Annotated in this window: 34 protein-coding genes; 31 read left to right on the top strand and 3 right to left on the bottom strand. The window is 64.6% G+C overall.

Annotation, left to right across the window (positions count from 1 at the left end; translation table 11 throughout):
* Nucleotides 1-22: 22 nt before the first annotated feature.
* The 20 genes from ACSFA7_RS08900 (at nucleotide 23) to ACSFA7_RS08805 (ending at nucleotide 15,103) form a co-directional block, all read left to right on the top strand.
* A complete protein-coding gene (locus ACSFA7_RS08900) occupies nucleotides 23-655 on the top strand; it encodes an alpha/beta hydrolase (protein WP_435499043.1) in 633 nt (210 codons plus the stop codon).
* A gap of 40 nt (nucleotides 656-695) precedes the next feature.
* Entirely contained in the window at nucleotides 696-1,865 is a 1,170-nt protein-coding gene (locus ACSFA7_RS08895; protein WP_435499042.1) for a D-alanyl-D-alanine carboxypeptidase family protein, read from the top strand.
* A gap of 204 nt (nucleotides 1,866-2,069) precedes the next feature.
* The gene (rpsL, locus tag ACSFA7_RS08890) at nucleotides 2,070-2,447 is read left to right on the top strand and encodes a 30S ribosomal protein S12 (RefSeq protein WP_013543948.1); all 378 of its coding nucleotides are present in this window, start codon (nucleotides 2,070-2,072) and stop codon (nucleotides 2,445-2,447) included.
* Between the two features lie 150 nt (nucleotides 2,448-2,597).
* Nucleotides 2,598-3,071 carry a 30S ribosomal protein S7 gene (gene rpsG, locus ACSFA7_RS08885; RefSeq protein ID WP_013543947.1) on the top strand — a complete coding sequence of 158 codons (474 nt, stop codon included), beginning with the start codon at nucleotides 2,598-2,600 and terminating at the stop codon, nucleotides 3,069-3,071.
* A gap of 96 nt (nucleotides 3,072-3,167) precedes the next feature.
* Nucleotides 3,168-5,267 (top strand): elongation factor G, encoded by a 2,100-nt coding sequence (gene fusA / locus ACSFA7_RS08880; protein WP_013543946.1) that lies wholly within the window; start codon nucleotides 3,168-3,170, stop codon nucleotides 5,265-5,267.
* Nucleotides 5,268-5,462: 195 nt separating this feature from the next.
* Nucleotides 5,463-6,656, top strand: coding sequence for an elongation factor Tu (gene tuf / locus ACSFA7_RS08875; RefSeq protein WP_012745744.1), 1,194 nt, complete (start codon nucleotides 5,463-5,465; stop codon nucleotides 6,654-6,656).
* Between the two features lie 21 nt (nucleotides 6,657-6,677).
* Nucleotides 6,678-6,992 carry a 30S ribosomal protein S10 gene (gene rpsJ, locus ACSFA7_RS08870; protein ID WP_007838118.1) on the top strand — a complete coding sequence of 105 codons (315 nt, stop codon included), beginning with the start codon at nucleotides 6,678-6,680 and terminating at the stop codon, nucleotides 6,990-6,992.
* A gap of 148 nt (nucleotides 6,993-7,140) precedes the next feature.
* Nucleotides 7,141-8,727: a hypothetical protein gene (locus ACSFA7_RS08865; protein ID WP_435499041.1), complete on the top strand. Its 1,587-nt coding sequence runs from the start codon at nucleotides 7,141-7,143 to the stop codon at nucleotides 8,725-8,727.
* A gap of 11 nt (nucleotides 8,728-8,738) precedes the next feature.
* Nucleotides 8,739-9,269 carry a hypothetical protein gene (locus tag ACSFA7_RS08860; protein WP_435499040.1) on the top strand — a complete coding sequence of 177 codons (531 nt, stop codon included), beginning with the start codon at nucleotides 8,739-8,741 and terminating at the stop codon, nucleotides 9,267-9,269.
* 245 nt (nucleotides 9,270-9,514) lie between these two features.
* Nucleotides 9,515-10,195, top strand: a complete 681-nt coding sequence (gene rplC / locus ACSFA7_RS08855) for a 50S ribosomal protein L3 (protein ID WP_013543943.1) — start codon at nucleotides 9,515-9,517, stop codon at nucleotides 10,193-10,195.
* The gene (gene rplD, locus ACSFA7_RS08850) at nucleotides 10,195-10,815 is read left to right on the top strand and encodes a 50S ribosomal protein L4 (protein ID WP_013543942.1); all 621 of its coding nucleotides are present in this window, start codon (nucleotides 10,195-10,197) and stop codon (nucleotides 10,813-10,815) included. The genes rplC and rplD overlap by 1 nt, the downstream gene beginning before the upstream one ends.
* Nucleotides 10,812-11,147, top strand: a complete 336-nt coding sequence (gene rplW / locus ACSFA7_RS08845; RefSeq protein WP_007838129.1) for a 50S ribosomal protein L23 — start codon at nucleotides 10,812-10,814, stop codon at nucleotides 11,145-11,147. Before rplD ends, rplW begins: the two co-directional genes overlap by 4 nt.
* 2 nt (nucleotides 11,148-11,149) lie before the next feature.
* Nucleotides 11,150-11,974 (top strand): 50S ribosomal protein L2, encoded by an 825-nt coding sequence (rplB, locus tag ACSFA7_RS08840; protein ID WP_007838130.1) that lies wholly within the window; start codon nucleotides 11,150-11,152, stop codon nucleotides 11,972-11,974.
* A gap of 10 nt (nucleotides 11,975-11,984) precedes the next feature.
* Nucleotides 11,985-12,263, top strand: coding sequence for a 30S ribosomal protein S19 (gene rpsS, locus ACSFA7_RS08835; RefSeq protein WP_007838132.1), 279 nt, complete (start codon nucleotides 11,985-11,987; stop codon nucleotides 12,261-12,263).
* A gap of 9 nt (nucleotides 12,264-12,272) precedes the next feature.
* The gene (gene rplV, locus ACSFA7_RS08830) at nucleotides 12,273-12,605 is read left to right on the top strand and encodes a 50S ribosomal protein L22 (protein WP_007838134.1); all 333 of its coding nucleotides are present in this window, start codon (nucleotides 12,273-12,275) and stop codon (nucleotides 12,603-12,605) included.
* Between the two features lie 17 nt (nucleotides 12,606-12,622).
* Nucleotides 12,623-13,537, top strand: a complete 915-nt coding sequence (rpsC, locus tag ACSFA7_RS08825; protein ID WP_013543940.1) for a 30S ribosomal protein S3 — start codon at nucleotides 12,623-12,625, stop codon at nucleotides 13,535-13,537.
* A gap of 28 nt (nucleotides 13,538-13,565) precedes the next feature.
* Nucleotides 13,566-13,982 carry a 50S ribosomal protein L16 gene (gene rplP, locus ACSFA7_RS08820; RefSeq protein WP_007838137.1) on the top strand — a complete coding sequence of 139 codons (417 nt, stop codon included), beginning with the start codon at nucleotides 13,566-13,568 and terminating at the stop codon, nucleotides 13,980-13,982.
* A 13-nt stretch (nucleotides 13,983-13,995) separates the two neighbouring features.
* On the top strand, nucleotides 13,996-14,247 hold the full coding sequence (gene rpmC, locus ACSFA7_RS08815; RefSeq protein ID WP_206175965.1) for a 50S ribosomal protein L29: 252 nt from the start codon (nucleotides 13,996-13,998) through the stop codon (nucleotides 14,245-14,247).
* 9 nt (nucleotides 14,248-14,256) lie between these two features.
* On the top strand, nucleotides 14,257-14,526 hold the full coding sequence (gene rpsQ / locus ACSFA7_RS08810) for a 30S ribosomal protein S17 (RefSeq protein ID WP_015867662.1): 270 nt from the start codon (nucleotides 14,257-14,259) through the stop codon (nucleotides 14,524-14,526).
* 70 nt (nucleotides 14,527-14,596) lie between these two features.
* Nucleotides 14,597-15,103 carry a peroxiredoxin gene (locus ACSFA7_RS08805; protein WP_093079077.1) on the top strand — a complete coding sequence of 169 codons (507 nt, stop codon included), beginning with the start codon at nucleotides 14,597-14,599 and terminating at the stop codon, nucleotides 15,101-15,103.
* A gap of 16 nt (nucleotides 15,104-15,119) precedes the next feature.
* Here ACSFA7_RS08805 and ACSFA7_RS08800 read toward each other — a convergent pair whose 3' ends face one another.
* Entirely contained in the window at nucleotides 15,120-15,707 is a 588-nt protein-coding gene (locus tag ACSFA7_RS08800) for a GNAT family N-acetyltransferase (RefSeq protein WP_435499039.1), read from the bottom strand.
* Nucleotides 15,704-16,414, bottom strand: a complete 711-nt coding sequence (locus ACSFA7_RS08795) for a cytochrome b/b6 domain-containing protein (protein ID WP_435499038.1) — start codon at nucleotides 16,412-16,414, stop codon at nucleotides 15,704-15,706. Before ACSFA7_RS08795 ends, ACSFA7_RS08800 begins: the two co-directional genes overlap by 4 nt.
* Nucleotides 16,415-16,574: 160 nt before the next feature.
* On the opposite strand from ACSFA7_RS08795, the gene ACSFA7_RS08790 reads away from it, so the two are divergent.
* Nucleotides 16,575-17,021 (top strand): c-type cytochrome, encoded by a 447-nt coding sequence (locus ACSFA7_RS08790; protein WP_435499037.1) that lies wholly within the window; start codon nucleotides 16,575-16,577, stop codon nucleotides 17,019-17,021.
* 66 nt (nucleotides 17,022-17,087) lie between these two features.
* On the opposite strand, the gene ACSFA7_RS08785 is transcribed toward ACSFA7_RS08790, so the two are convergent.
* Complete coding sequence (locus tag ACSFA7_RS08785) at nucleotides 17,088-17,585, bottom strand: TlpA family protein disulfide reductase (RefSeq protein ID WP_307651355.1); 498 nt, start codon at nucleotides 17,583-17,585, stop codon at nucleotides 17,088-17,090.
* Between the two features lie 91 nt (nucleotides 17,586-17,676).
* Here ACSFA7_RS08785 and ACSFA7_RS08780 point away from each other — a divergent pair, with 91 nt between their 5' ends.
* From ACSFA7_RS08780 to ACSFA7_RS08735, 10 genes are all read left to right on the top strand, one after another.
* Nucleotides 17,677-18,216, top strand: coding sequence for a hypothetical protein (locus tag ACSFA7_RS08780; RefSeq protein WP_435499036.1), 540 nt, complete (start codon nucleotides 17,677-17,679; stop codon nucleotides 18,214-18,216).
* 100 nt (nucleotides 18,217-18,316) lie between these two features.
* Nucleotides 18,317-18,772, top strand: a complete 456-nt coding sequence (locus ACSFA7_RS08775; RefSeq protein WP_042578717.1) for a PTS sugar transporter subunit IIA — start codon at nucleotides 18,317-18,319, stop codon at nucleotides 18,770-18,772.
* The gene (locus tag ACSFA7_RS08770; protein ID WP_013543930.1) at nucleotides 18,741-19,010 is read left to right on the top strand and encodes an HPr family phosphocarrier protein; all 270 of its coding nucleotides are present in this window, start codon (nucleotides 18,741-18,743) and stop codon (nucleotides 19,008-19,010) included. The genes ACSFA7_RS08775 and ACSFA7_RS08770 overlap by 32 nt, the downstream gene beginning before the upstream one ends.
* Before the next feature lie 103 nt (nucleotides 19,011-19,113).
* Complete coding sequence (ptsP, locus tag ACSFA7_RS08765) at nucleotides 19,114-20,913, top strand: phosphoenolpyruvate--protein phosphotransferase (RefSeq protein WP_435499035.1); 1,800 nt, start codon at nucleotides 19,114-19,116, stop codon at nucleotides 20,911-20,913.
* 217 nt (nucleotides 20,914-21,130) lie between these two features.
* Nucleotides 21,131-21,505, top strand: coding sequence for a DUF4148 domain-containing protein (locus ACSFA7_RS08760; protein ID WP_435499034.1), 375 nt, complete (start codon nucleotides 21,131-21,133; stop codon nucleotides 21,503-21,505).
* Between the two features lie 131 nt (nucleotides 21,506-21,636).
* Nucleotides 21,637-22,101 (top strand): Spy/CpxP family protein refolding chaperone, encoded by a 465-nt coding sequence (locus ACSFA7_RS08755; RefSeq protein WP_435499033.1) that lies wholly within the window; start codon nucleotides 21,637-21,639, stop codon nucleotides 22,099-22,101.
* A gap of 22 nt (nucleotides 22,102-22,123) precedes the next feature.
* Entirely contained in the window at nucleotides 22,124-22,570 is a 447-nt protein-coding gene (locus ACSFA7_RS08750) for a DUF4260 domain-containing protein (RefSeq protein ID WP_435499032.1), read from the top strand.
* Nucleotides 22,571-22,572: 2 nt separating this feature from the next.
* Nucleotides 22,573-22,953 (top strand): hypothetical protein, encoded by a 381-nt coding sequence (locus tag ACSFA7_RS08745; RefSeq protein ID WP_435499031.1) that lies wholly within the window; start codon nucleotides 22,573-22,575, stop codon nucleotides 22,951-22,953.
* A 50-nt stretch (nucleotides 22,954-23,003) separates the two neighbouring features.
* On the top strand, nucleotides 23,004-23,714 hold the full coding sequence (locus ACSFA7_RS08740; protein ID WP_435499030.1) for a response regulator transcription factor: 711 nt from the start codon (nucleotides 23,004-23,006) through the stop codon (nucleotides 23,712-23,714).
* A gap of 38 nt (nucleotides 23,715-23,752) precedes the next feature.
* Nucleotides 23,753-25,105: a HAMP domain-containing sensor histidine kinase gene (locus tag ACSFA7_RS08735; RefSeq protein ID WP_435499557.1), complete on the top strand. Its 1,353-nt coding sequence runs from the start codon at nucleotides 23,753-23,755 to the stop codon at nucleotides 25,103-25,105.
* Nucleotides 25,106-25,194: the final 89 nt, after the last annotated feature.

The following is a 25,194-nucleotide window of genomic DNA, read 5'->3' as shown; positions in this document are numbered from 1 at the left end:
CGGCCCGCCCACCCACCTTGCCATGAACTCCCAGACCGAAAAGATCAGCCTCCAGGGCGCTGCCGGCGCGATCGAGGTGCAGCGCGACCAGCCTGCCGGCACCCCGCGCGGCATCGCGGTGATCGCCCATCCGCATCCACTGTTCGGCGGCACGATGGACAACAAGGTCGTGCAGACCCTGGCGCGCGCTTTCGTGTCGTGCGGCTGGACGACGGTGCGCTTCAACTTTCGTGGCGTGGGTGCCAGCGAAGGGGTGCATGACGAAGGGCGCGGTGAGCTGGAAGACATGCTGAATGTCGTCAGTCAGCTGGCGCCCGAAGGCCCGCTGGCCATCGCCGGCTTTTCGTTCGGCGCTTTCGTTGCCTGCGGCGCCGCTGAAAAGCTCTGGGCCGCGCGCGACATAAAGCAAGTCGTGCTGGTCGGCACGGCCGCCGCGCGTAATACCGTCGCCACGCTTCCCGTCGAAGCCCACGATCGCATGCTGGTGGTCCACGGCGAAGCGGACGACACCGTGCCGCTGGCCGCCGTGATGGACTGGGCGCGGCCACAGTCACTTCCTGTCACGGTTATTCCCGGGGGCGGCCATTTCTTTCACGGACAATTGCCGCTGCTCAAAAGTCTGGTTGCCCGCCACCTCCGCGCGGGCATTGAATGAAAGCCTCACGGGCTTGTTTTCGTCTCTTCTCATCCTCCCCATGAATCGTTTTTTCAATGCGCTCCGCGCACTGGTGCTGACCGCCGCTGCCTCGGTCGGCGTGATCGCTGCCGCCCAGGTGCCGGCACCGCCCGAAATCGCCGCGCGCAGCTATCTGCTGCTGGACGTGACCGCCAACCAGATCCTTGCGCAGAAGGACATCGACAGTCCGGTGGAGCCGGCTTCGCTCACCAAGCTGATGTCGGCCTACATCGTGTTCGACGCGCTGCGCGCCAAGAAGATCACGCTGACCCAGACCTTCCCGGTCAGCCCGCGCGCCTGGAAGATGCCCGGTTCCCGCATGTTCATCGATCCGAAGATGCAGGTGCCGGTCGAAGACCTGATCAAGGGCCTGATCGTGCAGTCGGGCAACGACGCCACGGTGGCGCTGGCCGAGGGCGTGGGCGGGACGGTCGAGCATTTCGTCGAGCTCATGAATGCCCAGGCCAAGGCGCTGGGCATGAAGAACACCAGCTACGAGAATCCAGAAGGCCTCACGGCGCCCGGCCACACCACCACGGCCCGCGACCTGAGCATCCTGGCGACGCGGCTGGTGCGCGACTTCCCGGAAGAAGCCAAGTACTACGCGATCAAGAAGTACCGCTATCCGGGCACACCGTCGACCAACGACACCAACCGCAACCTGCTGCTGTTCCGTGACCCGACCGTCGACGGCCTGAAGACCGGCCATACCGAAGCCGCCGGCTACTGCATGATCGCCACCGCCAAGCGCGATTTCCCGAACCTGACCGGCGGCCGCCGGCTGCTGTCGATCGTTCTGGGCGCCTCCAGCGAGACCGTGCGTGCCAACGAATCGCAGAAGCTGCTGAATTGGGGCTACACGGCCTACGATGCCGTCCGCCTGTTCGACGCCGGCCAGCCGGCCGCCACGCCGGCGGTCTGGAAGGGCAAGGAAAACGTGCTCAAGCTGGGCCGTCCGGAAGCCATCGTCGTCGCCGTTCCTGCCGGCACCGCCAGCAAGATCAAGACCCAGGTGGCGCGCCCCGATCCGCTGGTGGCGCCGTTCACCAAATACCAGGCCGTGGGATCGCTCAAGGTGACCCTGGACGACCAGCCGGTGGCCGATGTGCCGCTGGTGGCCCTGGAAGCGGTCGAGCAGGCCGGTGTCTTCGGCCGCGCCTGGGGCGCCGTGCGCCTCTGGATCAAGTAAGGAAGCCGGGCGCGTGAGGCCGCCAGCGAGCGCTGGCCGCGCCTGACTTTGCCGTTTCAGGCTCGCCTGCTATACTCGTGGGCTTTTCGGAATTTTCCGAAGGGTTTCACGTTTTCGTTATTCCCGGCTTCCTTGTCTTGCGTCACGTCAGGACCAAGGGCGGTTTCACCACCAGGGCCGGGTTGTTTTGGGACTAATTCATTCATGCCAACCATCAATCAACTGGTGCGTCAGGGTCGAACGGTCGAAAAGATCAATTCGAAGAGCCCTGCCATGCAGAACTCGCCGCAACGTCGCGGTGTCTGCACCCGCGTCTACACCACGACGCCAAAGAAGCCCAATTCGGCGCTTCGTAAAGTTGCCAAGGTCCGTCTGACCAATGGCTTCGAAGTCATCTCCTACATCGGCGGCGAAGGCCACAACCTGCAGGAACACAGCGTCGTGCTGGTTCGCGGCGGTCGTGTCAAGGACTTGCCCGGTGTGCGTTACCACATCGTGCGCGGTTCGCTCGACTTGCAAGGCGTGAAAGACCGCAAGCAGTCGCGCTCCAAGTACGGCGCGAAGCGCCCCAAGAAGGCTTAAGCCTTCCTGTCGTCAGAAAACAAGCGGTGTTCGATGGCCTTGGCGGGCTTGTCGAACGAAGTGACCCAATCCCGGGTCGAGTAAGTGAGAGTCCTGACTGGCTCTCGCGGTGCCGGAAACGGTGCCAACTGAAGCAAAGAGGTTAGAAAAATGCCACGTCGTCGCGAAGTCCCCAAACGTGAAATCCTGCCGGATCCCAAGTACGGCAATGTCGAGCTGTCGAAGTTCATGAACGTGATCATGGAAGGCGGCAAGAAGGCGATCGCCGAGCGCATCATTTATGGCGCGCTCGACTTCATCGAAAAGAAGAACCCTGACAAGGACCCGCTCGAAGCTTTCACCGTTGCCATCAACAACGTGAAGCCGATGGTCGAAGTGAAGTCGCGCCGCGTCGGCGGTGCGAACTACCAGGTGCCGGTCGAAGTCCGCCCTGTCCGTCGCCTCGCCCTGTCGATGCGTTGGATCAAGGAAGCTGCTCGCAAGCGCGGCGAAAAGTCGATGGCCCTGCGTCTGGCCAACGAACTCATGGAAGCCACGGAAGGCCGTGGCGGCGCCATGAAGAAGCGCGACGAAGTGCACCGCATGGCAGAAGCCAACCGGGCGTTCAGCCACTTCCGCTTCTAAAAATCAAACTTCGCTTGGGCGTTGGGTGTCGAGTGTCGGGCGTTGTGCCCGTGCTCGGGGCCCAGCGCTCAACGCATTTCAACCCGAAAGTAAATCATGTCCCGCAAGACCCCCATCGAGCGCTACCGCAACATCGGCATCTCCGCGCACATCGACGCTGGCAAGACCACGACGACCGAACGTATCCTGTTCTACACCGGTGTGAACCACAAGATCGGTGAAGTGCACGACGGTGCCGCCACGATGGACTGGATGGAGCAAGAGCAAGAGCGTGGCATCACGATCACCTCGGCTGCCACCACCTGCTTCTGGAAGGGCATGGCCGGCAAGTTCGAAGAACACCGCATCAACATCATCGACACCCCCGGCCACGTGGACTTCACCATTGAAGTCGAGCGCTCGATGCGCGTGCTGGACGGCGCCGTCATGGTGTACGACGCGGTTGGCGGCGTGCAGCCCCAGTCCGAAACCGTCTGGCGCCAGGCCAACAAGTACAAGGTTCCGCGTCTCGCGTTCGTCAACAAGATGGACCGCACCGGCGCCGACTTCCTGCGCGTGCGCCAGATGATGGTGGACCGCCTGAAGGCCAACCCCGTCGTGATCCAGATCCCGATCGGTGCCGAAGAGCACTTCCAGGGCATCGTCGACCTCGTGAAGATGAAGGCGATCATCTGGGACGAAGACAAGGGCGTGACCTTCACCTACGGTGAAATCCCCGCGAACCTGGCCGACGTCTGCGCCGAATACCGCGAAAAGCTGGTCGAAGCCGCTGCTGAAGCCAGCGAAGAGCTGATGAACAAGTACCTCGAAGGCGGCGAGCTCTCCGAGGAAGAAATCAAGGCGGCCATCCGCCAGCGCACCATCGCCGGCGAAATCCAGCCGATGCTGTGCGGCTCGGCCTTCAAGAACAAGGGCGTGCAGGCCATGCTCGACGCCGTCGTCGAATACATGCCCGCACCGACCGACATTCCCCCAGTCAACGGCACCGACGAAGACGAAGCGCCCGTCACCCGCAAGGCGGACGACGGCGAGAAGTTCTCGGCGCTCGCATTCAAGCTGATGACCGACCCGTTCGTGGGCCAGCTGACCTTCGTGCGCGTCTACTCGGGCGTGCTGACCAAGGGCGACAGCGTCTACAACCCGGTGCGCGGCAAGAAGGAACGTATCGGCCGTATCGTGCAGATGCACGCGAACAACCGCGAAGAAGTCAACGAAATCCGCGCCGGCGACATCGCCGCCTGCGTGGGCCTGAAGGAAGTCACCACGGGCGAAACCCTGTGCGACCCGGCAGCCGTCGTGACGCTCGAGCGCATGGTGTTCCCGGAATCGGTGATCTCGCAGGCCGTTGAGCCCAAGACCAAGGCCGACCAGGAAAAGATGGGCATCGCCCTGCAGCGTCTCGCTCAGGAAGATCCGTCGTTCCGCGTCAAGACCGACGAAGAATCGGGCCAGACCATCATCGCCGGCATGGGCGAGCTCCACCTTGAAATCATCGTGGACCGCATGAAGCGCGAATTCGGCGTGGAAGCCAACGTGGGCAAGCCCCAGGTGGCGTACCGCGAAACGATCCGCAAGACCGTCGAAGATGCCGAAGGCAAGTTCGTTCGCCAGTCGGGCGGCAAGGGCCAGTATGGTCACGTGATCCTGAAGCTCGAGCCGCAGGAAGCGGGCAAGGGCTTCGAGTTCGTCGACGCCATCAAGGGCGGTGTGGTTCCTCGCGAATACATCCCCGCGGTGGAAAAGGGCGTTGTCGAAGCGCTGACGCAAGGCGTGCTGGCGGGCTACCCCGTCGTCGACGTCAAGGTCACGCTGCACTTCGGCTCGTACCACGACGTGGACTCGAACGAAATGGCGTTCAAGATGGCCGCGATCTTCGGTTTCAAGGAAGGCGCCCGCAAGGCCAGCCCCGTGATCCTGGAGCCGATGATGGCCGTGGAAGTCGAAACGCCTGAAGACTACGCTGGCAACGTGATGGGCGACCTGTCCTCACGCCGCGGCATGGTGCAGGGCATGGACGACATGATCGGTGGCGGCAAGTCCATCAAGGCCGAAGTGCCGCTGTCGGAAATGTTCGGCTACTCGACCACGCTGCGTTCGATGTCGCAAGGCCGTGCCACGTACACGATGGAGTTCAAGCACTACGCTGAAGCTCCGCGTAACGTTGCCGAAGCCATCGTCGCCGCTCGCGCTAAGTAATGTCTTTGCGGGACAGACCAAGATTCGCGCAGCGAATTTGCTCTGTCCCCAACTGACTAGAAGCATGCTGGGACGCGCAGTGCGCGTCCTTCGTTGTCTGCGATCCGGTGCCGCCACGTTCCCGTGCGAGGCGAACCAGCAATCGGGTGCAGACATAAAACCAATACACGGGAATGCTCTTTCAAGGATTGAAAAATGGCAAAAGGTAAATTCACCCGCACCAAGCCGCACGTGAACGTGGGCACGATCGGTCACGTTGACCACGGCAAGACGACGCTGACGGCTGCGATCGCAACCGTTCTGTCGGCCAAGTTCGGCGGCGAAGCCAAGGCTTACGACCAGATCGACGCAGCGCCCGAAGAAAAGGCCCGCGGCATCACGATCAACACCGCACACGTCGAGTACGAGACGGCCAACCGCCACTACGCTCACGTGGACTGCCCTGGCCACGCCGACTATGTGAAGAACATGATCACCGGCGCCGCTCAAATGGACGGCGCCATCCTGGTGTGCTCGGCTGCTGACGGCCCGATGCCCCAGACCCGTGAACACATCCTGCTGGCTCGCCAGGTGGGCGTGGGCTACATCATCGTTTTCCTGAACAAGTGCGACATGGTCGACGACGCCGAGCTGCTCGAGCTGGTCGAAATGGAAGTGCGCGAGCTTCTGGACAAGTACGAATTCCCTGGCGACGATACCCCGATCATCCACGGCTCGGCCAAGCTCGCCCTGGAAGGCGACAAGGGCAAGCTGGGTGAAGAAGCCATCATGAAGCTGGCTGAAGCGCTGGACACGTACATCCCGACGCCCGAGCGCGCCGTGGACGGCACGTTCCTGATGCCCGTGGAAGACGTGTTCTCGATCTCGGGTCGCGGCACCGTGGTGACCGGCGCCGTCGAGCGTGGCGTGATCAAGGTCGGCGAGGAAATCGAGATCGTCGGCATTCGCCCGACCGTCAAGACCACCTGCACCGGCGTGGAAATGTTCCGCAAGCTCCTGGACCAGGGTCAAGCTGGCGACAACGTCGGCGTGCTGCTGCGCGGTACCAAGCGCGAAGAAGTCGAGCGCGGCCAAGTGCTGTGCAAGCCCGGTTCGATCAAGCCGCACACGCACTTCACCGCCGAGGTGTATGTGCTGTCCAAGGACGAAGGTGGCCGTCACACGCCGTTCTTCAACAACTACCGTCCGCAGTTCTACTTCCGCACGACGGACGTGACCGGCGCGATCGAGCTGCCCAAGGACAAGGAAATGGTCATGCCTGGCGATAACGTCAGCATCACCGTCAAGCTGATCAACCCGATCGCGATGGAAGAAGGCCTGCGCTTCGCCATCCGTGAAGGCGGCCGTACCGTGGGTTCGGGCGTCGTGGCAAAGATCCTCGACATCTAAGCCGGACGCAAAGGAAACATCATGGCTACCAAGCAAAAAATCCGCATCCGCCTGAAGGCGTTCGACTACAAGCTGATCGACCAATCGGCTGCCGAAATCGTTGACACCGCCAAGCGCACCGGCGCGATCGTCAAGGGCCCCGTGCCCCTGCCGACCCGTATGAAGCGTTTCGACATCCTGCGTTCGCCGCACGTCAACAAGACGTCGCGCGACCAGCTCGAGATCCGCACGCACCAGCGCCTGATGGACATCGTCGACCCGACCGACAAGACTGTGGACGCGCTGATGAAGCTCGACCTGCCGGCCGGCGTGGACGTCGAGATCAAGCTGCAGTAAACAGTAAGAACTCCCAGCGTCGCGTTTTGACAAAGCCCGCCTGCAGAAATGCAGGCGGGCTTTGTTTTTTGCGGTGCGGCTATGGCATCCTCTCGCACCGGTAAATCTTTCAAGCATCGGCCGCGGCTGAAACGAGGGCAGCACAGCTATGAGTCACAAGTTCTCTTTTGCGTTGGGCGCGGCATGCATTGCCGCCGTACTGCTGGCGGGCTGCGGCGGCGGTGGTGGGGGGGGCGGAGGAGGCGGGGGAGGATTTCCGATCCTTCCGCCAGGCAATTCGGTCGCTCTGACCGGCAAGGCCACTTACGAATCCGTTCCCAATACGAACGGGCCTCTTGTTTATTCCGCAATGACCGTCAAGCCGGTGCGGGGCGCAGTGGTGGATGTGCTCGATGCGGCGTCATCCGCGACGCTTGCCACCACAGCGACCGACGATGCGGGGGCATATTCGGTCGCCGTGCCTGCAAACACCACGATCATCGTGCGGGTCAGAGCGCAGTTGACCCGCGCCGGCGCATTGCCGAATTGGGATGTGAGCGTCCTCGACAACACGAGCAAGCCCCAGCCGAACGGCCTGTATTCGATGGCCTCCTCGCCTTTCGGAACGGGTGCAACTGCGCTGACGCGCAACCTGCGCGCCGACACCGGCTGGGGCGGATCGAGCTACACCGAGACGCGCGTCGCCGCACCTTTTGCCGTGCTCGACACGGTCTATACGGCGATGCAAAAGGTGCTGTCGGTTGCGCCGGGAACGGCGTTCCCTCCACTGAAGATATTCTGGAGCCCGAGCAATGCACCGTCGACCGGCGTCATCGACCTGCCTTCGGGCAACATCGGGACCACGTTCTTCATCAACAGGAGCACTGGCAAAGAGATCTATGTTCTCGGCAAGGAGGACTCCGATACCGATGAATTCGACGAATCGGTAATCGCGCACGAGTGGGGGCACTACTATCAGTCGTCTTTCAGCCGGGACGACTCGCCTGGTGGAAATCACGGTCCGAATGACCGCCTTGACCGCCGGCTGGCTTTTTCCGAGGGATGGGGCAATGCCTGGTCAGGCATTGCGCTCAACCGGTCCAACTATGCGGACTCAGTCGGCGTTCGGCAGTCGCGTCGGGGCAATCTCCTCGACTTGACGGCTGGACCTTCGAGCAACCCAGGCTGGTATTCGGAGGATTCGATCCAGTCCATCTTCTGGAATCTCAACCGGCAGGTCGGCTTCCAACCTATCCACAGTGCGATGACGGGGATTCTGTTCAGGAGCGGTGCGCCCGTCACGTCGATCCATCCCTTCGCAGCGGCCTTCAATGTGACGGCACCCGGTAGTGCATCGGCGCTGGCGGGCCTGCTGAACGGGCAAAGTATCAGTGCGGCCTCGAACGATCCATACGGGAGCCAGGAGCAAAATAATGGAGGCGTGACCGTGGCGCTGCCGATGTATCAGACGGCGACAGTGGGCGGCCCAGTCGTACAGGCGTGTGTATCCAACGAGGCGGGCAATGACAACAAGCTCGGCAGCTTTGCCTACATTCGATTCAGCGCCCCTGCGAACCGTGACTATCAGTTCGTGGTAAATGGTCCTGTCGGGCAGCCCGATTTCGATATCTACCGCGGCGGATTGATTGCCCGAACCAGCAACAGGGTCAGCCTGGGGGCTGGCGATTACGTCCTTGCGGTCAACGATCTCAGCAATTCCGGGGCGAAGCCATGTTTCAACGTCAGCATTCAATAGGGCAGGCCATCATGAACATCCAACCACGTTCCATGATTTCCATGGCAGGGCTGGTGCTGGCTGCGTTGTCGATGCCGGTCCTGGCCGATGGCGTGCCCGGTGCGAACCACACCAAATCGACAGCCCAGCGCGGAGGGGCCATGATGACCGCTGCACGCAAACCGAATGACTCCGGTGTCACGCTGCAAGCCCGGCTCGATGCCAAGCCGCAGGTGGGGCGCGGCACTCCCGTGACCCTGCAGTTCGACGGCGTTACTGCCCCAGAGGGTGCGACGGTGGAGTTGAGCGCCGATCCAGGTCTGACGATCTCGGGCGGCGAGGCTCTGGCGTTGCCGGCGAACAAGCGAACCTCGGTCACCGTCACCGTGGTGAGCGAGCGGGAAGGCTTGGCTTACCTCAACGTGTTCATCACGCAAAAGGGCGCCACCAGCGCCATTTCCGTCCCTATTCAGACCGGCACTGCCGCTCCGGTCATGAAGTCCTCCGGTGAGCTGAAAACCACGCCAGAGGGTGAAAACATCATCATGATGCCTGCCAAATAGGCAGGAAAACAGACGAAAAGGGGTCGGACGCCCCCGAAAATCCGGCCTGCAACACCGCTTGCACGGCGCCCGCATCGCGGGCTATAATCGCTGGCTCTGCCCTTGGTGCGTCCGTAGGGGTGTAGTTCGAGCAGAGATTTATCAACCTCCTTCCGCAGGCCGGAAACCCTCAGGGGAATCGGCCAAACGCTGTCGCCAATTGAAGTGGCAGCGGCGAAGGGAGCTTCCATTTTTGGAGAAAACAAATGAGTCTGAGCAACTCCCTCGGGTTGCTGGGCCGCAAGGTGGGGATGATGCGTCTCTTCACCGATGACGGGGACGCAGTTCCTGTCACGGTGGTGGATGTGTCCAACAACCGTGTGACCCAGATCAAGTCCCAAGAGACCGATGGCTACGTCGCCCTGCAGGTGACGTTCGGTTCGCGCAAAGCATCGCGCGTGACCAAGCCCGAAGCCGGCCACCTCGCCAAGGCGGGTGTCGAAGCTGGTGAAATCATCCAGGAATTCCGCGTCACCGCAGAAACCGCAGGTCAGCACAAAGCTGGCGGCGTGATCGCAGCGGGCAGCGTGTTCTCTGTGGGCCAGAAGGTGGACGTGCAAGGCACTTCCATCGGCAAGGGCTTCGCAGGCACGATCAAGCGCCACAACATGAGCTCGCAACGCGCGTCGCACGGTAACAGCCGTTCGCACAACGTTCCTGGCTCGATCGGCATGGCACAAGACCCCGGTCGCGTGTTCCCCGGCAAGCGCATGACGGGTCACCTCGGCGATGTGACCAAGACCACGCAAAACCTCGATGTCTTCCGCATCGACGAAGCGCGTCAACTGCTGCTCATCAAGGGCGCGATCCCGGGTTCGAAGGGTGGCTTCGTCACCGTGCGTCCCGCCATCAAGGCCAAGCCGCAAGCGGCTGAAGGAGCGAAGTAATGCAACTCGAACTCCTGAACGAACAAGGCCAGGCCGCGTCGAAGTACGACGCCCCCGAGACCGTGTTCGGCCGTGACTACAACGAAGACCTGGTTCACCAGATCGTCGTTGCATTCCAGGCCAATGCCCGCCAAGGCACGCGCGCCCAGAAGGACCGCGAGCAGGTCAAGCACTCGACCAAGAAGCCTTTCAAGCAAAAGGGAACGGGCCGTGCCCGTGCCGGTATGACGTCCTCGCCGCTGTGGCGCGGGGGTGGCCGTATCTTCCCGAACATGCCTGACGAAAACTTCTCGCAGAAGATCAACAAGAAGATGTACCGCGCCGGCATGGCCGCCATCTTCTCGCAGCTCGCTCGCGAAGGCCGTCTGGCCGTGGTGGATTCGCTGACCGTGGATTCGCCCAAGACGAAGCCGCTGGCAGCCCGTTTCAAGGCAATGAATCTCGAGTCCGTGCTCGTGATCGCCGAAGAAGTCGACGAAAACCTGTACCTTGCCTCGCGCAATCTGGTCAACATCCTCGTGGTCGAACCCCGTTACGCCGATCCGGTGTCGCTGGTTCACTACAAGAAGGTGCTGGTCACCAAGGGTGCCGTCGACAAGCTCAAGGAGATGTTCGCATGAGCCGCGTGAACCCTACCGCCGCTGAACGTACGTTCGAAGAAGGCCGCCTGATGGCGGTGCTGGTCGCCCCGATCGTGTCCGAAAAGGCAACGATGGTCGGCGAGAAGTCGAACGCTGTCACTTTCAAGGTGCTGCAAGACGCCACCAAGCCCGAGATCAAGGCCGCTGTCGAACTGATGTTCAAGGTCGAAGTCCAGGGCGTGTCGGTGCTCAACACCAAGGGCAAGACCAAGCGCTTTGGCAAGTCCATCGGCCGCCGCGACAACGTTCGCAAGGCCTATGTGACCCTGAAGCCGGGTCAAGAGCTCAACCTCGTCGGGGAAGGCGCTTAATCATGGCCGTCATCAAGATGAAACCCACTTCGCCGGGCCAACGCGGCGCGGTGAAGATTTCGCGTGACCACCTGTTCAAGGGTGCTCCTCACGCTCCCCTGCTGGAACCTCAGTTCCAGAAGGCCGGCCGTAACAACAACGGCCACATCACGATCCGTCATCGTGGCGGCGGTGCCAAGCACCACTACCGCGTTGTCGACTTCGTGCGCAACAAGGACGGCATCCCGGCCAAGGTCGAACGCATCGAGTACGACCCGAACCGCACCGCCCACATCGCTCTGGTCTGCTACGCCGACGGCGAGCGCCGCTACATCATCGCCCCGCGCGGTCTTGAAGCCGGTGCAACGCTGCTGTCGGGCGCCGAAGCCCCGATCCGCGCCGGCAACACCCTGCCGATCCGCAACATCCCGGTCGGCTCGACGATCCACTGCATCGAACTGCAACCCGGCAAGGGCGCGCAGATCGCGCGTTCGGCCGGTACGTCGGCCACGCTGCTGGCTCGCGAAGGCGTCTACGCCCAGGTCCGCATGCGTTCGGGTGAGGTGCGTCGCATCCACATCGAATGCCGCGCGACCATCGGCGAAGTGGCCAACGAAGAGCACAGCCTGCGCCAACTCGGCAAGGCCGGTGTGAAGCGTCACATGGGTATTCGCCCGACCGTTCGCGGTGTGGTGATGAACCCGGTCGACCACCCGCACGGTGGTGGCGAAGGCAAGACTGGCGAAGGCCGCCACCCTGTCGACCCATGGGGCAACCTGACCAAGGGCTATCGCACCCGTAACAACAAGCGCACGCAGGTCTTCATCGTGTCGCGTCGCAAGAAGTAAGGGATAGCCCATGACTCGCTCTCTCAAAAAGGGTCCTTTCGTCGACCACCACCTGGTGGCCAAGGCCGACAAGGCTGTGACGACCAAGGACAAGAAGCCGATCAAGACCTGGTCGCGTCGTTCGATGGTTCTGCCCGAGTTCATCGGTCTGACCATCGCCGTGCACAACGGCAAGCAACACGTGCCTGTGTACATCACCGACCAGATGGTCGGCCACAAGCTCGGCGAATTTGCGCTCACGCGCACGTTCAAGGGGCACCCCGCGGACAAAAAAGTCCAGAAGAAGTAAGGAACGACCATGTCTGAAACACGTGCAGTCCTCCGCGGTGTCCGCCTCTCGGTCGACAAGGGCCGTCTGGTCGCGGACCTGATCCGCGGCAAGAAGGTCGATCAAGCGCTCAACGTTCTGCAGTTCACGCAGAAAAAGGCCGCTGTGATCATCAAGAAGGTGCTCGAGTCGGCAATTGCCAACGCCGAGCACAACGACGGTGCCGACATCGACGAGCTGAAGGTCAAGACCATCTACGTCGAGCAAGGTGCAACGCTCAAGCGCTTTACCGCGCGGGCCAAGGGTCGCGGCAATCGCATCAGCAAGCCCACGTGCCATGTGTACGTGACGGTTGGCAACTAAGAAGGCCTGGAAGAAATATGGGACAGAAAATCCACCCAACCGGGTTCCGCCTTGCGGTCACCCGTAACTGGTCCAGCCGCTGGTACGCAAGCGACCGCGATTTCGCGGGCATGCTGGCCGAAGACATCAAGGTTCGCGAATACCTGAAGAAGAAGCTGAAGAACGCTTCGGTCTCGCGCGTCATGATCGAACGCCCCGCCAAGAACGCTCGCATCACGATCTACTCGGCACGTCCGGGCGTCGTGATCGGCAAGAAGGGCGAAGACATCGAGAACCTCAAGCGCGAACTGGGCAAGCAGCTCGGCGTGCCGGTCGCAGTCAACATCGAAGAAGTGCGCAAGCCCGAAATCGATGCGCAACTGATCGCCGACAGCATCACGCAGCAGCTCGAAAAGCGGATCATGTTCCGCCGTGCCATGAAGCGCGCCATGCAGAACGCCATGCGTCTGGGTGCCCTGGGCATCAAGATCATGTCGTCGGGCCGCCTGAACGGCATCGAAATCGCTCGTTGCGAGTGGTATCGCGAAGGTCGCGTGCCGCTTCACACCCTGCGTGCCGACATCGACTACGGCACCTCGGAAGCCAAGACCACGTACGGCGTCATCGGCGTCAAGGTCTGGGTCTACAAGGGCGACACGCTGGGTCGCAACGACCTGCCGGCCGTCGAAACGCCGCGTCCTGAAGAAGAACGTCGTCCGCGCGGTCCGCGCCGCGATGGCCGCCCGGGTGGCGACCGTCCGGGTTCGGATCGTCGTGGTCCCGGCCCCCGTGCCGGCGCCCGCGGCCCGATCGGTGGCAACACCGCTCCGGCCGATGGCAGCGACAAGCCCGCCGAAGCAACCGGCGGTGCCGGTGCAGACTCGAAACCCGCCGTTAAGCGCGTCCGCAAAGCCGCGCCAGCTGCAGCAGCTGACGGTGCCAAGACCGAGTAATTGGTCTTAGAACTACGGAGTAACAAAAATGCTGCAACCTGCACGCAGAAAGTTCCGCAAGGAACAAAAGGGCCGCAACACCGGCATCGCAACCACGGGTAACTCGGTTGCGTTCGGTGACTTCGGTCTCAAATGCACCGACCGCGGCCGCCTCACGGCGCGCCAGATCGAAGCCGCTCGTCGCGCGATCTCGCGTCACGTGAAGCGCGGTGGCCGTATCTGGATCCGCGTGTTCCCGGACAAGCCAATCTCGACCAAGCCCGCCGAAGTGCGGATGGGTAACGGTAAGGGCAACCCCGAGTACTACGTCGCTGAAATCCAGCCTGGCAAGATCGTGTTCGAGATCGTCGGCGTGCCCGAAGAGCTCGCCCGCGAAGCGTTCCGCCTGGCCGCCGCCAAGCTTCCGCTGCGTACGACGTTCGTCGCTCGCCAGCTCGGCGCCTGAGAGGAGAACATCCATGGCAACACGTAAGAAAAAAGAAACCGCGGCTCCGGCCAAGGTCACCAAGGCTGCAACCCTTCGCACGAAGGACGTCGCAGGCCTCGAAGCCGAAATCAAGGACCTGCAGAAGGCCCATTTCGGTCTGCGCATGCAGAAAGCCACGCAACAGCTGTCGAACACCTCGACGCTGCGCGTGACGCGCCGCGACATCGCGCGCGCCAAGACCATTCTTGCGCAGAAGCAGCAAGAAACCCAAGCCGCCAAGTAAGGAGTGAACATGACGGAAGCTAAAAAATCCCTCAAGCGCACCTTGATCGGCAAGGTGGTCAGCGACAAGCGTGCCAAGACCGTGACCGTGCTGGTCGAGCGCCGTGTGAAGCACGAGCTGTACGGCAAGATCGTGGCCAAGACGAGCAAGTACCACGCCCATGACGAAAAGGGCGAGTACAAGCTGGGCGACACCATCGAGATCACGGAAAGCCGTCCGATCTCGAAGACCAAGAACTGGGTTGTGACCCGTTTGGTCGAGAAGGCCGTGCTGGTCTGATCTTCGAGTCCAACGACTCAACCGGAAACGGCCCACAATGTGGGCCGTTTTTCTTTTTCAGGAGCATTCAATGATCAAAGTCGGTGACACCCTTCCTTCGGCAACCCTGCAGGAATATTCCGAAGTCGAAGGCGAAGGCTGCAGCATCGGCCCGAACGCTGTGGACGTGAGCAAGGCTTCGGCCGGCAAGACCATTGCGCTGTTCGCGCTGCCGGGCGCCTTCACGCCCACCTGCTCGGCCAAGCACGTGCCGGGCTACGTGCAGCACTTCGACGATTTCAAGGCCGCCGGTGTGGACGAGATCTGGTGCGTGAGCGTGAACGACGCCTTCGTGATGGGCGCCTGGGCGCGTGACCAGAAGACCGGCGCCAAGGTGCGCATGCTGGCCGACGGCAGCGCCGATTTCGCCAAGGCCACCGGCCTCACGCTCGACCTGACGGGCCGTGGCATGGGCCTGCGCAGCAACCGCTATTCGATGCTCGTGAAGGATGGCAAGGTCGCGACGCTCAACGTCGAAGCGCCGGGCAAGTTCGAAGTCAGCGACGCGGACACGCTGCTGGCGCAAGCCCGCGGGTGATCGATCAGCCGATCGTTCAGAGATCGGCCTTGAGGTAGTGAGCCCCAGCGATGGGGTTGTGATAGTAGGGCGGCACTTCCACGAAGCCCAGGTCTTCGTAGAGTGCCCGCGCCGATTCCATGTCGTCGAGCGTATCGAGCAGTACGCAGCCGTAGCCTGCGGCGCGCGCGGCGTCGAGGATCGCTTCGGCCAGTTGCCGGCCCAACCCGAGGCCTCGGAAGCCAGGCCGCACGAACAGCCGTTTCATCTCCGCCGCATTCGCATAGTCCGCGTTGTCGAGCGGACGCAGGGCGCAGCACCCTGCCACGTGCGCCAGCGAGCCATCGGTGCGCTGCAGCGTCGGAGCCTGCCGGCCCGCTTCTTCCTTGATGTTCGCCGGGTCCACGAGCGCCAGTACCAGCGTGCCGCGCGGCTCGGCATATTCACCCGGCAGGTCGGCCAGTTCGCTGTCGAAATCCTGGAAGTCCAGGTCGATGTTCAGCGAGGCCGCATAGTCGCGAAAGATCGCGCGCGCGGCATCGATCTCGTGGATTTCATCGGGCGTGAGCAGCACGACGACCGGCGTGTCCGCCAGCGGCAGAGGGCGTGAAACCGAAGAGCTCATACGCGCAACGACGCGACCCAGTACGCCACGCCGGCGCACAGCGCGAACAGCACCAGCGCCAGCCCGCGCGAAGCCGCGTCGTCGCGGCTTCCGGCGACCTGGCCGTTTGCGCTCGAGACCAGCTTGTCGCCCGTCACCATCGGCCGCACGAGGCGATGCCGCTTGCCCAGTACGTAGAACAGCACGGCCAGCACATGCAGGCTCACGAGGACGATCACGATCCACTTGCCCTGCGCCTTGTGCCAGCCGGTGGCAAAGCTCACGACCGCACCCGAGACGAAGCGGGTGAGCGGCCCGGAGGCGGAGATCTCGTCGTCGGCCATCAGCCCGGTGGCGACCTGGAACGCCAGGATCGCCAGCACCGCGAACACCGAAAGGGCACCCAGCGGCGTGTGCCCGATCAGGTGGTCCGGGTGCGCCCGCCCGCGCAGGTAGTTGAGGACCGAACCCGGCGCGTAGATGAACGCCGCAAAGCGCGACCAGCGCCCGCCCACGAAGCCCCACAGCAGCCGGAACAGCAACAGCGCTAGCACCGTGTACCCGAGGCGAAAGTGCCATTCCATGATGCCGTTCAGGCCGGTGCCGATCAGGCCGAGCACGGCAATGGCCAATGCCCAGTGAAAAAGACGCGTCGGCAGGTCCCAGACGCGCGTGGGGGCCGCGGTGCTGGCGGTCGCCTGGAGGGCGGCCACGGAGGTGTCGGTCATCGATGGGGGCGCGGATGCGCGAGGCTGCGGAAGGCGCAGATTAGCAAAGTCCGGGCGCAAGGCTGCTTCGGGTTGTTGCTATGCGCCCGACATGGGCTGCCCCTACACTCGGCCGCAGCGCTGCGTTCGACGGCGTTGCCCACCCACACAAGGACCCACGATGACCCGATTTGCCTCGTTCGCCCTTGCAGCCACCTGCGCTGCGATGTCCCTGCCCGCCGCCGCCCAGTTCGCCAAGCCCGAGGACGCCATCAAGTACCGCCAGAGCGCGCTGTTCGTGATGAGCCAGCATTTCGGTCGCCTGGGCGCCATGGCCAACGGCCGGGTTCCCTACGACGCCGCGGCTGCCGCAGCCAACGCCGAAATCGTGGCCGAGATGGCCAAGTTGCCCTGGGCCGGCTTCGGCCCCGGCACCGAGGGCGGCAAGGCCAAGCCCGAAGTCTGGAAGGAAGACGCCAAGTTCAAGGAGCGCCAGCAGAAGCTCATCGAGGAAACCGGCAAGCTGGTGGTCGCGGCCAAGGCCGGCAACATCGACGCGCTCAAGGCCCAGTTCGGCCCGACCGGCGCGAGCTGCAAGGCCTGCCACGACAGTTTCCGCAATCAGTAAGAGCGGCCGCAAAAAACAAAAGGCGCTACCGGGTAGCGCCTTTTTTGCGGGTGGATCGAAGAGGCGTCAGGCCTCGGCGAGCAGCTTCTCGATGAGCTTGTGCAGTTCGGCAAAGTCGGGCTCGCCGACGTAGCGCTTCACGATTTCGCCCTGCTTGTTGACCAGGTAGGTGGTCGGCGTGAGCTTCACGTCGCCCCAGGCTTGCGCCACGCTGCCGGTGTTGTCGATCGCCACCTTGAACGGCAGCTTGCGGGTTTCGGCGAAGTTGACGACGTAGCTTGGCGGGTCGTAGCTCATGGCCACCGCCAGCGTGTCGTAGCCCCTGGACTTGTACTTGTCGTAGGTCGCGATGACCTTGGGCATCTCGCCGACGCAGGTCACGCAGCTCGTGGCCCAGAAGTTGACCAGGGTGACCTTGCCCTTCAGGTCGGCGGTGGTCTTCTGGCTGCCGTCCAGCAGCACGAAGGTGGAGGCCGGGGCCGCCGTGTTGCCGGAGCCGAGGTACACGCCCACGCCGACGGCCAATGCAAGAGCGACGGCGGCGGCAGCGATGTATTTTTTCATGGCAGCGGGAGAGAGAAGGGCGGCGCGATTTTAGTTCCGCCTGCGGGATCGTGCTGGCGTGTGCCCGGGCCGGCTCGATAATCGCTCCCCCATGCCGTCGTTCGCCCCCCGCCCCTGGCTTGCGCTGACAGCCGCGGCCACCTTCCTCGCCGCCTGCAGCCCCACCTTCAACTGGCGCGAGGTGTCGATCGCCGATGCGGGCCTCGTCGCGCTCTTGCCCTGCAAGCCCGACCGCGCGAACCGCGCGCTCCCGCTGGGCGCCGAATCCGTGCAGGTCGACATGGCCGGCTGCGAGACCGGTGGCGCGACCTTCGCAATTGCCCATGCCTCCGCCGGCAGTCCGGAGCAAGCCGAGGCCTGGCTCAACGCCTGGCGCGCCGCTACGCGCGGCCAGCTGGGCGATGCAAAGGTGGCCGAAGCCCCCGCAGCCCTGCAGCGGGCGACCGCGATGCCTGCGCCGGTGCGGTTCGACGCGCAACCGGCGCCATCGGGCGCAGCGCCCGTCCAGGTGCTCTGGTTCGCACAATCGCAGAAAAACGGCACCGTGGCGCTCTACCAGGCGACTGTGCTCGGCAAGCCGTCTTCCCCCGAGGCGCCCAAGACCTTTTTCGAAGGCCTGCGCCTCCCATGAGCGACGGCACTGTCCGTTCTTTCGCGGGCTGATGCGTTATGTCTTATCTCTACTTTCCCTGGGCGCCCCCGCATAATCGACGCGTCGTCCTCCGAGCCGCATGAACAGCATCCTCATCATCGCCCACTCACCGTTCGCGCAGGCGCTGCGGCAGTGCGCGCTGCATGTGTTTCCAGACTGCGAGCAGGCCGTCGTCGCGCTCGACGTGCTGCCCAACGTGTCGCCCGAGGAAACGCTGGCGGCCGCACGCATCACGCTCCAGCAGCAACTGCATGCCCCGCGCTCGCAGGTGCTGGTGCTGGCCGACGTGTTCGGCGCCACGCCCTGCAACGTGGCGCAGAAGCTGGTGGACGGCGTCCATTCGAAGTTGGTGGCCGGCGTCAACCTGCCGATGCTGCTGCGCGCCGTCACCTACCGCCACGAACCGCTCGACACGCTCGTGCAGCGCGCCATCGCGGGTGGCACCGCAGGCGTCATGCAGGTGGCGGTGGCGGCTCCCCAGAACCAGGCAAAAAGAAAGCACAGTGATCAAGAAATCCGTGACCATCAGCAATAAGCTGGGCCTGCACGCACGCGCATCGGCCAAGCTGACCAAGCTCGCAGGCAGCTACCCCTGCGAGGTGTGGCTCTCGCGCGGCGACCGCCGCATCAATGCCAAGAGCATCATGGGCGTCATGATGCTGGCCGCGGGCCTGGGCTCCACCGTCGAGCTCGAGACCAATGGCCAGCAGGAAGAAGAAGCGATGAACGCCATCGTCCAGTTGATGGACGACAAGTTCGGCGAAGGCGAATGAATGTGGCCCCCACGCTCCGCACTGCGTGTCGTCGCCGCCCCCCGAGGGGGCTCGGCCGCCTTGGGGCGGCCCGGCGGCGGCCGATGACCTTCGGTCCACGCTCATGACCTTCGCAGTCCACGGCCTCCCTGTCGCCCGTGGCATTGCCATCGGCCGCGCGGTGCTGGTGGTGTCGAGCCGCATCGACGTCGCCCATTACTTCATCAAGCCCGAGGAAATCGAGACCGAGATCGACCGGGTGCGCACCGCGCGCAACGCCGTGGCCGACGAACTCGCCAAGCTGCAGACCAGCGTCGCGCAGATGGGCCCGAACGACGCGCCGCACGAGCTCGCCGCGCTGCTCGAGGTGCACCAGATGCTGCTGCAGGACGAGGCCCTCACCGGCGGCGTCAAGCACTGGATCACCGACCGGCTCTACAACGCCGAATGGGCGCTGACTACGCAGCTGGAGATCATCGCGCGCCAGTTCGACGAGATGGAGGACGAGTACCTGCGCGAGCGCAAGGCCGACCTCGAGCAGGTGGTCGAGCGCCTGCTGCACCGAATGAAGGGCACGGCCGCGGTGCTCGCGCCCAGCCCGCCGCGCCGCAAGCGCGCCGCCACCCACGACGACGATGACGATCCCACTGCGGGCGACGGCATCGACGTGCCGCTGGTGCTGATCGCGCACGACCTCTCGCCGGCCGACATGCTCCAGTTCAAGAAGAGCGTGTTCGCGGGCTTCGTGACCGACGTGGGCGGGCGCACCTCGCACACCGCGATCGTCGCGCGCAGCATGGACATTCCGGCCATCGTCGGCGCGCGCACCGCGAGCCAGCTGGTGCGCCAGGACGACTGGGTCATCATCGACGGCGACGCCGGCGTGATGATCATCGACCCCTCGCCGATCATCCTGGCCGAGTACGGTTTCAAGCAGCGCCAGGGCGACCTCGAACGCGGCCGGCTCGCGCGGCTGCGTCACAAGCCCGCCGTCACGCTCGACGGCCAGCGCGTCGAGCTGCTCGCCAACATCGAGATGCCCGAGGACACCGTGGGCGCCGTCAAGGCGGGTGCCGTGGGCGTGGGTTTGTTCCGCAGCGAATTCCTCTTCATGGGCCGTGAATCTTCAGCGCGCCAGACCCGCCTGCCCGACGAGGAAGAGCAGTACCAGGCCTACAAGCGCGCGGTCGAGGGCATGCAGGGCATGCCGGTCACGATCCGCACCATCGACGTGGGCGCCGACAAGCAGCTGGAGAACAAGTCCGGCAGCAAGCAGGAGCATCTGAACCCCGCGCTCGGCCTGCGCGCGATCCGCTGGAGCCTGGCCGATCCGGCGATGTTCCTCACGCAGCTGCGCGCCATCCTGCGCGCCGCGGCGCACGGCGAGATCCACCTGCTGATCCCCATGCTCGCGCACGCGAGCGAGATTCGCCAGACGCTCTCGCTGATCGACTTTGCGCGTGTGGAACTGGACAACCGCGGGGCCGTGTACGGCCCCGTGAAGCTCGGCGCCATGATCGAGATTCCCGCGGCCGCGCTCACGCTCAAGACCTTTCTCAAGCACTTCGATTTCCTGTCGATCGGCACCAACGACCTGATTCAGTACACGCTGGCCATCGACCGCGCCGACGAGTCGGTCGCGCACCTCTACGACCCCGCGCACCCCGCGGTGTTGAAGCTCGTGGCCGACACCATCACCGAGTGCCGCCGCCAGGGCAAGGGCGTGGCCGTGTGCGGCGAAATGGCGGGCGACGTAGCCTTCACCCGCCTGCTGCTGGGCCTGGGCCTGCGCAGCTTCTCGATGCATCCGTCGCGCATCCTGGCCGTGAAGCAGGAAGTGCTGCGCGCCGACACCAGCAAGCTGGAGCCCTGGGCACGGGGGGTGCTCGAGTCGGACGATCCCTCGGCCGCGCTCACGGGCTGACGAGTGCGTCGGACGAGGGGCGCTGTCCATCCGTCCTCGCCTGCCTTCCATTCGATCTCAAGCGCCGCGCGCAAGCCGCGGCGTTGCGTTGCGTTGCTGAATCCGAAAGCAATAGCGCCGCAATAAAACGAAACATGCCGAAACCGCGGTGAAAGGACTTGCCGCGCCTCTGCAAGCACGATCAGGGCTCCTCAATACACCCTGAAAGGCCTGCATCATGAAGTCCCTCTCCCTGACCCAGATCATCACCGTCGGCTCGTTCGCCATGCTCGCCGCAGCGGGCGCCAAGGCCGAGAGCTACCAGGGCGTGCAGCCCGCCGTGTCGGCCATGAGCCGCGCCGAGGTCAGCGCCGAAGCCGTGCGCACCGCATCGGCACCCAACCAGAACATCGTGCGCGGTTCGCGCGGCCCTGAAACCGTGGCGGTCTCGACCGAACGCGCCCGCGTCGTGGCCGAAGCCGTGCGCACCGCCGCTGCTCCCGACCAGAACGTGACCTCGGGCTCGCGCGTGAACAGCAAGGTCATCTCGACGATGCAGAACCCCGTCGATGCACGCGCCGAAGCCGCACGCAACAACAGCAGCAAGCTCTGAGCAACAACATCGCGTTGTCGCCTCGTACGTCGCAATAAAACGAAACACGCCGAAACCGCGGTGAGAGGACTTCGGAGCGCGCAAATCGCACCATCGAGCTTCCTCTTCTTCCGACAACACAAGGACGTCTCATGAAACACTGGATCAAGCGCACTCTCTTCGGTTTCGCCGGCGCGGCGATGGTGGCTGGCAGCATCGCCGGCTGTGCAGGCCAACGTCACGGCTGGGGCGGCGACAGCGCCGAGTTCCGCACCAAGATGGTCGAGCGCGTGGGCAGCAAGCTCGAACTCGACACCGCGCAAAAGCAGAAGCTCACCGTGCTGGCCGAGAAGCTGCAGGCGCAGCGCGAAGCCTTGCGTGGCGCGGGCGGCTCGGGCGATCCGCGCTCGCAGTTCAAGGCGCTGTTCGCGGGCAACAAGCTCGACCAGGCCGGTGCCACGCGGCTCATCGACGAGAAGACCACCGCGGTACGCAATGGCAGTCCTGAAATCATCGCCGCCGCCGCCGACTTCTTCGACAGCCTGAACGCCGCCCAACAGCAAAAGGTCCGCGACTTCATGGACCGTGGCGGACGTCGCTGGAGCCACCGTGGCTGAGTCGGTCTCCGCGCACGGGCTCATGACGCAACGTGCTTCGGCAGCTGTGGCATGGGCGACACGGGTCACGCCCGCGGCTGACACGCCCAACGCAGCGGCGGGCGGCGTTCGCACGCTGCTGCGCCTCGAAGGCGCCGTCGTGCTGGCCGCGGCATTGGCCGCCTACACGCAGTTCGGCCTGGGCTGGGGCGTGTTCGCGCTGTGGCTGCTCGTGCCCGACCTGTCGCTGCTCGGCTACCTCGCGGGCCCTCGCGCAGGCGCGGCGCTCTACAACGCGGCGCATTCGTACATCGGCCCCGTCGCGCTGCTCGTGCTCGGCGTGCTCGCGGCGATGCCGTGGGCCGTGGCCGGCGCGCTGATCTGGTTCACGCACCTCGGCCTGGACCGCGCACTTGGCTACGGGCTCAAGTACGCCTCGGGCTTCGGCCTCACGCACCTGGGCCGCGTCGGCCGCGCCGATCCATGGTGACGATGAACGACACCGCTCCCGTGCTGCGCCCGCAGGTCGCGCGCGCCTGGATGCTGGTCGAGGCGCTCGCGCTCGGCGTCGCATCGACGGTGCACGCCGGCCTGCTCGTGCCGGGCCATGCCCATCCGCAGGCCCGCATCGCCGAGGCGGTGATCGCCACCGTGCTGGTGCTCGCCTCGGTTGAGACATGGCTGCGTCCCGCGCACGCGCGCCCGGCAGCGATCTTCGGCCAGGGCTTTGCGCTCGTCGGCACGCTGGTCGGCCTTATCACCATCGTGCTCGGCATCGGTCCGCACACGATGTCCGACGTCGTCTTTCACGCGCTGCTGCTCACAACGCTCGTGACGGGCCTGACCATGGCGGTGCGATGCCGACCGGTCTGATGGCCAGCGAAGTCATTCGCCACATGTTTGCCAGGAGGCACAATCCCGCCATGCCGCGCATCCTGCTGATCGACGACGACGAACACCTCGCCGCGCCGCTGACCACCTACTTCGCCCGCTTCGGCTGCACGCTCGAGAGCGCCGTGCGCCCGAGCGAAGGCCTCGCCAAGCTGCGCGCCGGCCAGTACGACGCGGCCATCCTCGACGTGATGCTGCCCGAGATGGACGGCTTTGCGCTGTGCCGCGAGATCCGCAAGGAGAGCGACATCCCCATCGTGATGCTCACCGCCCGCGGCGAGGTGATGGACCGCGTGGTCGGCCTGGAACTCGGCGCCGACGACTATGTGCCCAAGCCCTTCGAGCCGCGCGAACTGGTGGCGCGGGTGCAGACCATCCTGCGGCGCCAGCGCAGCACGCCGGCCACGGCGAACGGCAATGGCGGCAACAACGGCACGCAGCTGCGCGTGTTCGACGGCCTCTCGATCGATCTCGACCGGCGCCAGGTGCTGCGCCAGGGCGAGCGCGTCGAGCTCACCGGCACCGAGTTCGAACTGCTCGCGCTGCTGGCGGCCGAGCCCGGCAAGGTCTTCAGCCGCGACGACATCCTCAACCGCCTGCGCGGCCACGAGGCCGAGCTCTACACCCGCGCGGTCGACATCGTGGTGAGCCGCCTGCGCAAGAAGCTGGAGCCGCTGGACTGCATCAAGACGCTGCGCAATGCCGGCTACGCGCTGGCCGTGGCACGCAGCGAGCCTGCATGAGGTTCGGCGGACGGGACCACCGCGAAGCGTGGCGCCAGATGGCTTGCCGCCGCGCCGAAATGCGCAGGCAATGGCACGCCCAGTGGCACGAAAAAGTGCAGGGCAAGCGCCGCTGGCGCCGGTCACTGCGCATCCGTCTCGTGATGATGTTCGTGCTGCTCGCGCTGGTGATGGCCGGCGTTTTCATGGGCGGCATGAAGAAGGCGTTTTCCACCGGCTGGGCCGAGGCCGCCAAGCCGATGCTGGTGGACTACGCCGACCGGCTCGTCGCCGAGATCGGCACGCCGCCCGACGTGACGCGCGCGCAGGCGCTGGTGGCCCGGCTGCCGATCACGATCCGCATCGTCGGCCCCACGGTCAACTGGGATTCCAACCCGGGCGGGTCGCACAGCCCCGGCGGCTGGATGCACGACCGCGAGGATGTGTTCGGCGGCGACAAGTGGTTCATCCGGCCGACGGCCGACGGCCATCGCGTCATCTTCGGCTGGGCGCCCAAGCTCTGGCAGCTCGCGCCGCGCGCGACCGGCTGGGCCACGCTGGGCCTGCTGCTGTCGTGCGTGCTGCTGGGCTATGCCTACGTGAGCCGGTTGCTGCGGCCGCTGATCGACATCCGCGAAGGCGCGCAGCGCTTCGGCCGGGGCGAGTTCACCGAGCCGATTCCGGTGCGCCGCAACGACGACCTGGGCGACCTCGCGCAGCGCATCAACACCATGGCCGACGACATCCAGGCCATGCTCGATGCCAAGCGTGGCTTGCTGCTGGCGCTGAGCCACGAGCTGCGCTCGCCGCTCACGCGCGCCCGGCTCAACGCCGAGTTGCTGCCTGCCACGCCCGAGGGCCGGGCCGAGCGCGAAGCGCTGCTGCGCGATCTCAACGAGATGCGCGACCTGATCAGCGACCTGCTCGAGAGCGAACGCCTGGCGAGCCCGCATGCGGCGCTGCAGCGCGAGCCGGTCGACCTTGCGGTGCTGGTGCGTCAGATCGTGGCCGAGATGCCGGGTGCCGAAAAGGTGCACCTCGATCTGGCCGAAGGCCTGCCGCCGCATTCGATCGACCGCATGCGCATCCGCCTCCTGGTGCGCAACCTGCTGGACAACGCCATGCGCTACAGCACCGAGGCGCCCCGGCCGCCGTGCGTATCGCTGCGCGCGGTGGTGGACGGCCAGGTGCAGGGCGTCGAACTCGAGGTGCGCGATTTCGGCCCGGGCGTCGACGAAGCCCAGCTCGGGCGGCTGACCGAGCCCTTCTATCGCACCGACGGTGCGCGGGCGCGGGCCACCGGTGGCGTCGGGCTGGGCATGTACCTGTGCCGGCTGGTTGCGGAGGCGCACGGCGGTTCGCTGACCGTGCGCAACGCCAATCCGGGCCTGCAGATCGTCGTGCGAATCTGAGTTTCCTCCCGGTGTCGACCCTGTCGCCTGCGCTACCAGCGAGTGCGATGGGCGCGGCTACGATGCGCCTCCAACCCGCGTCCGGCGCG

Source organism: Variovorax trehalosi (assembly GCF_051216415.1).
GTDB lineage: Bacteria > Pseudomonadota > Gammaproteobacteria > Burkholderiales > Burkholderiaceae_C > Variovorax.
Note: the sequence above shows the minus strand (reverse complement) of the source record. Positions and strands in the feature narration are given on the sequence as shown.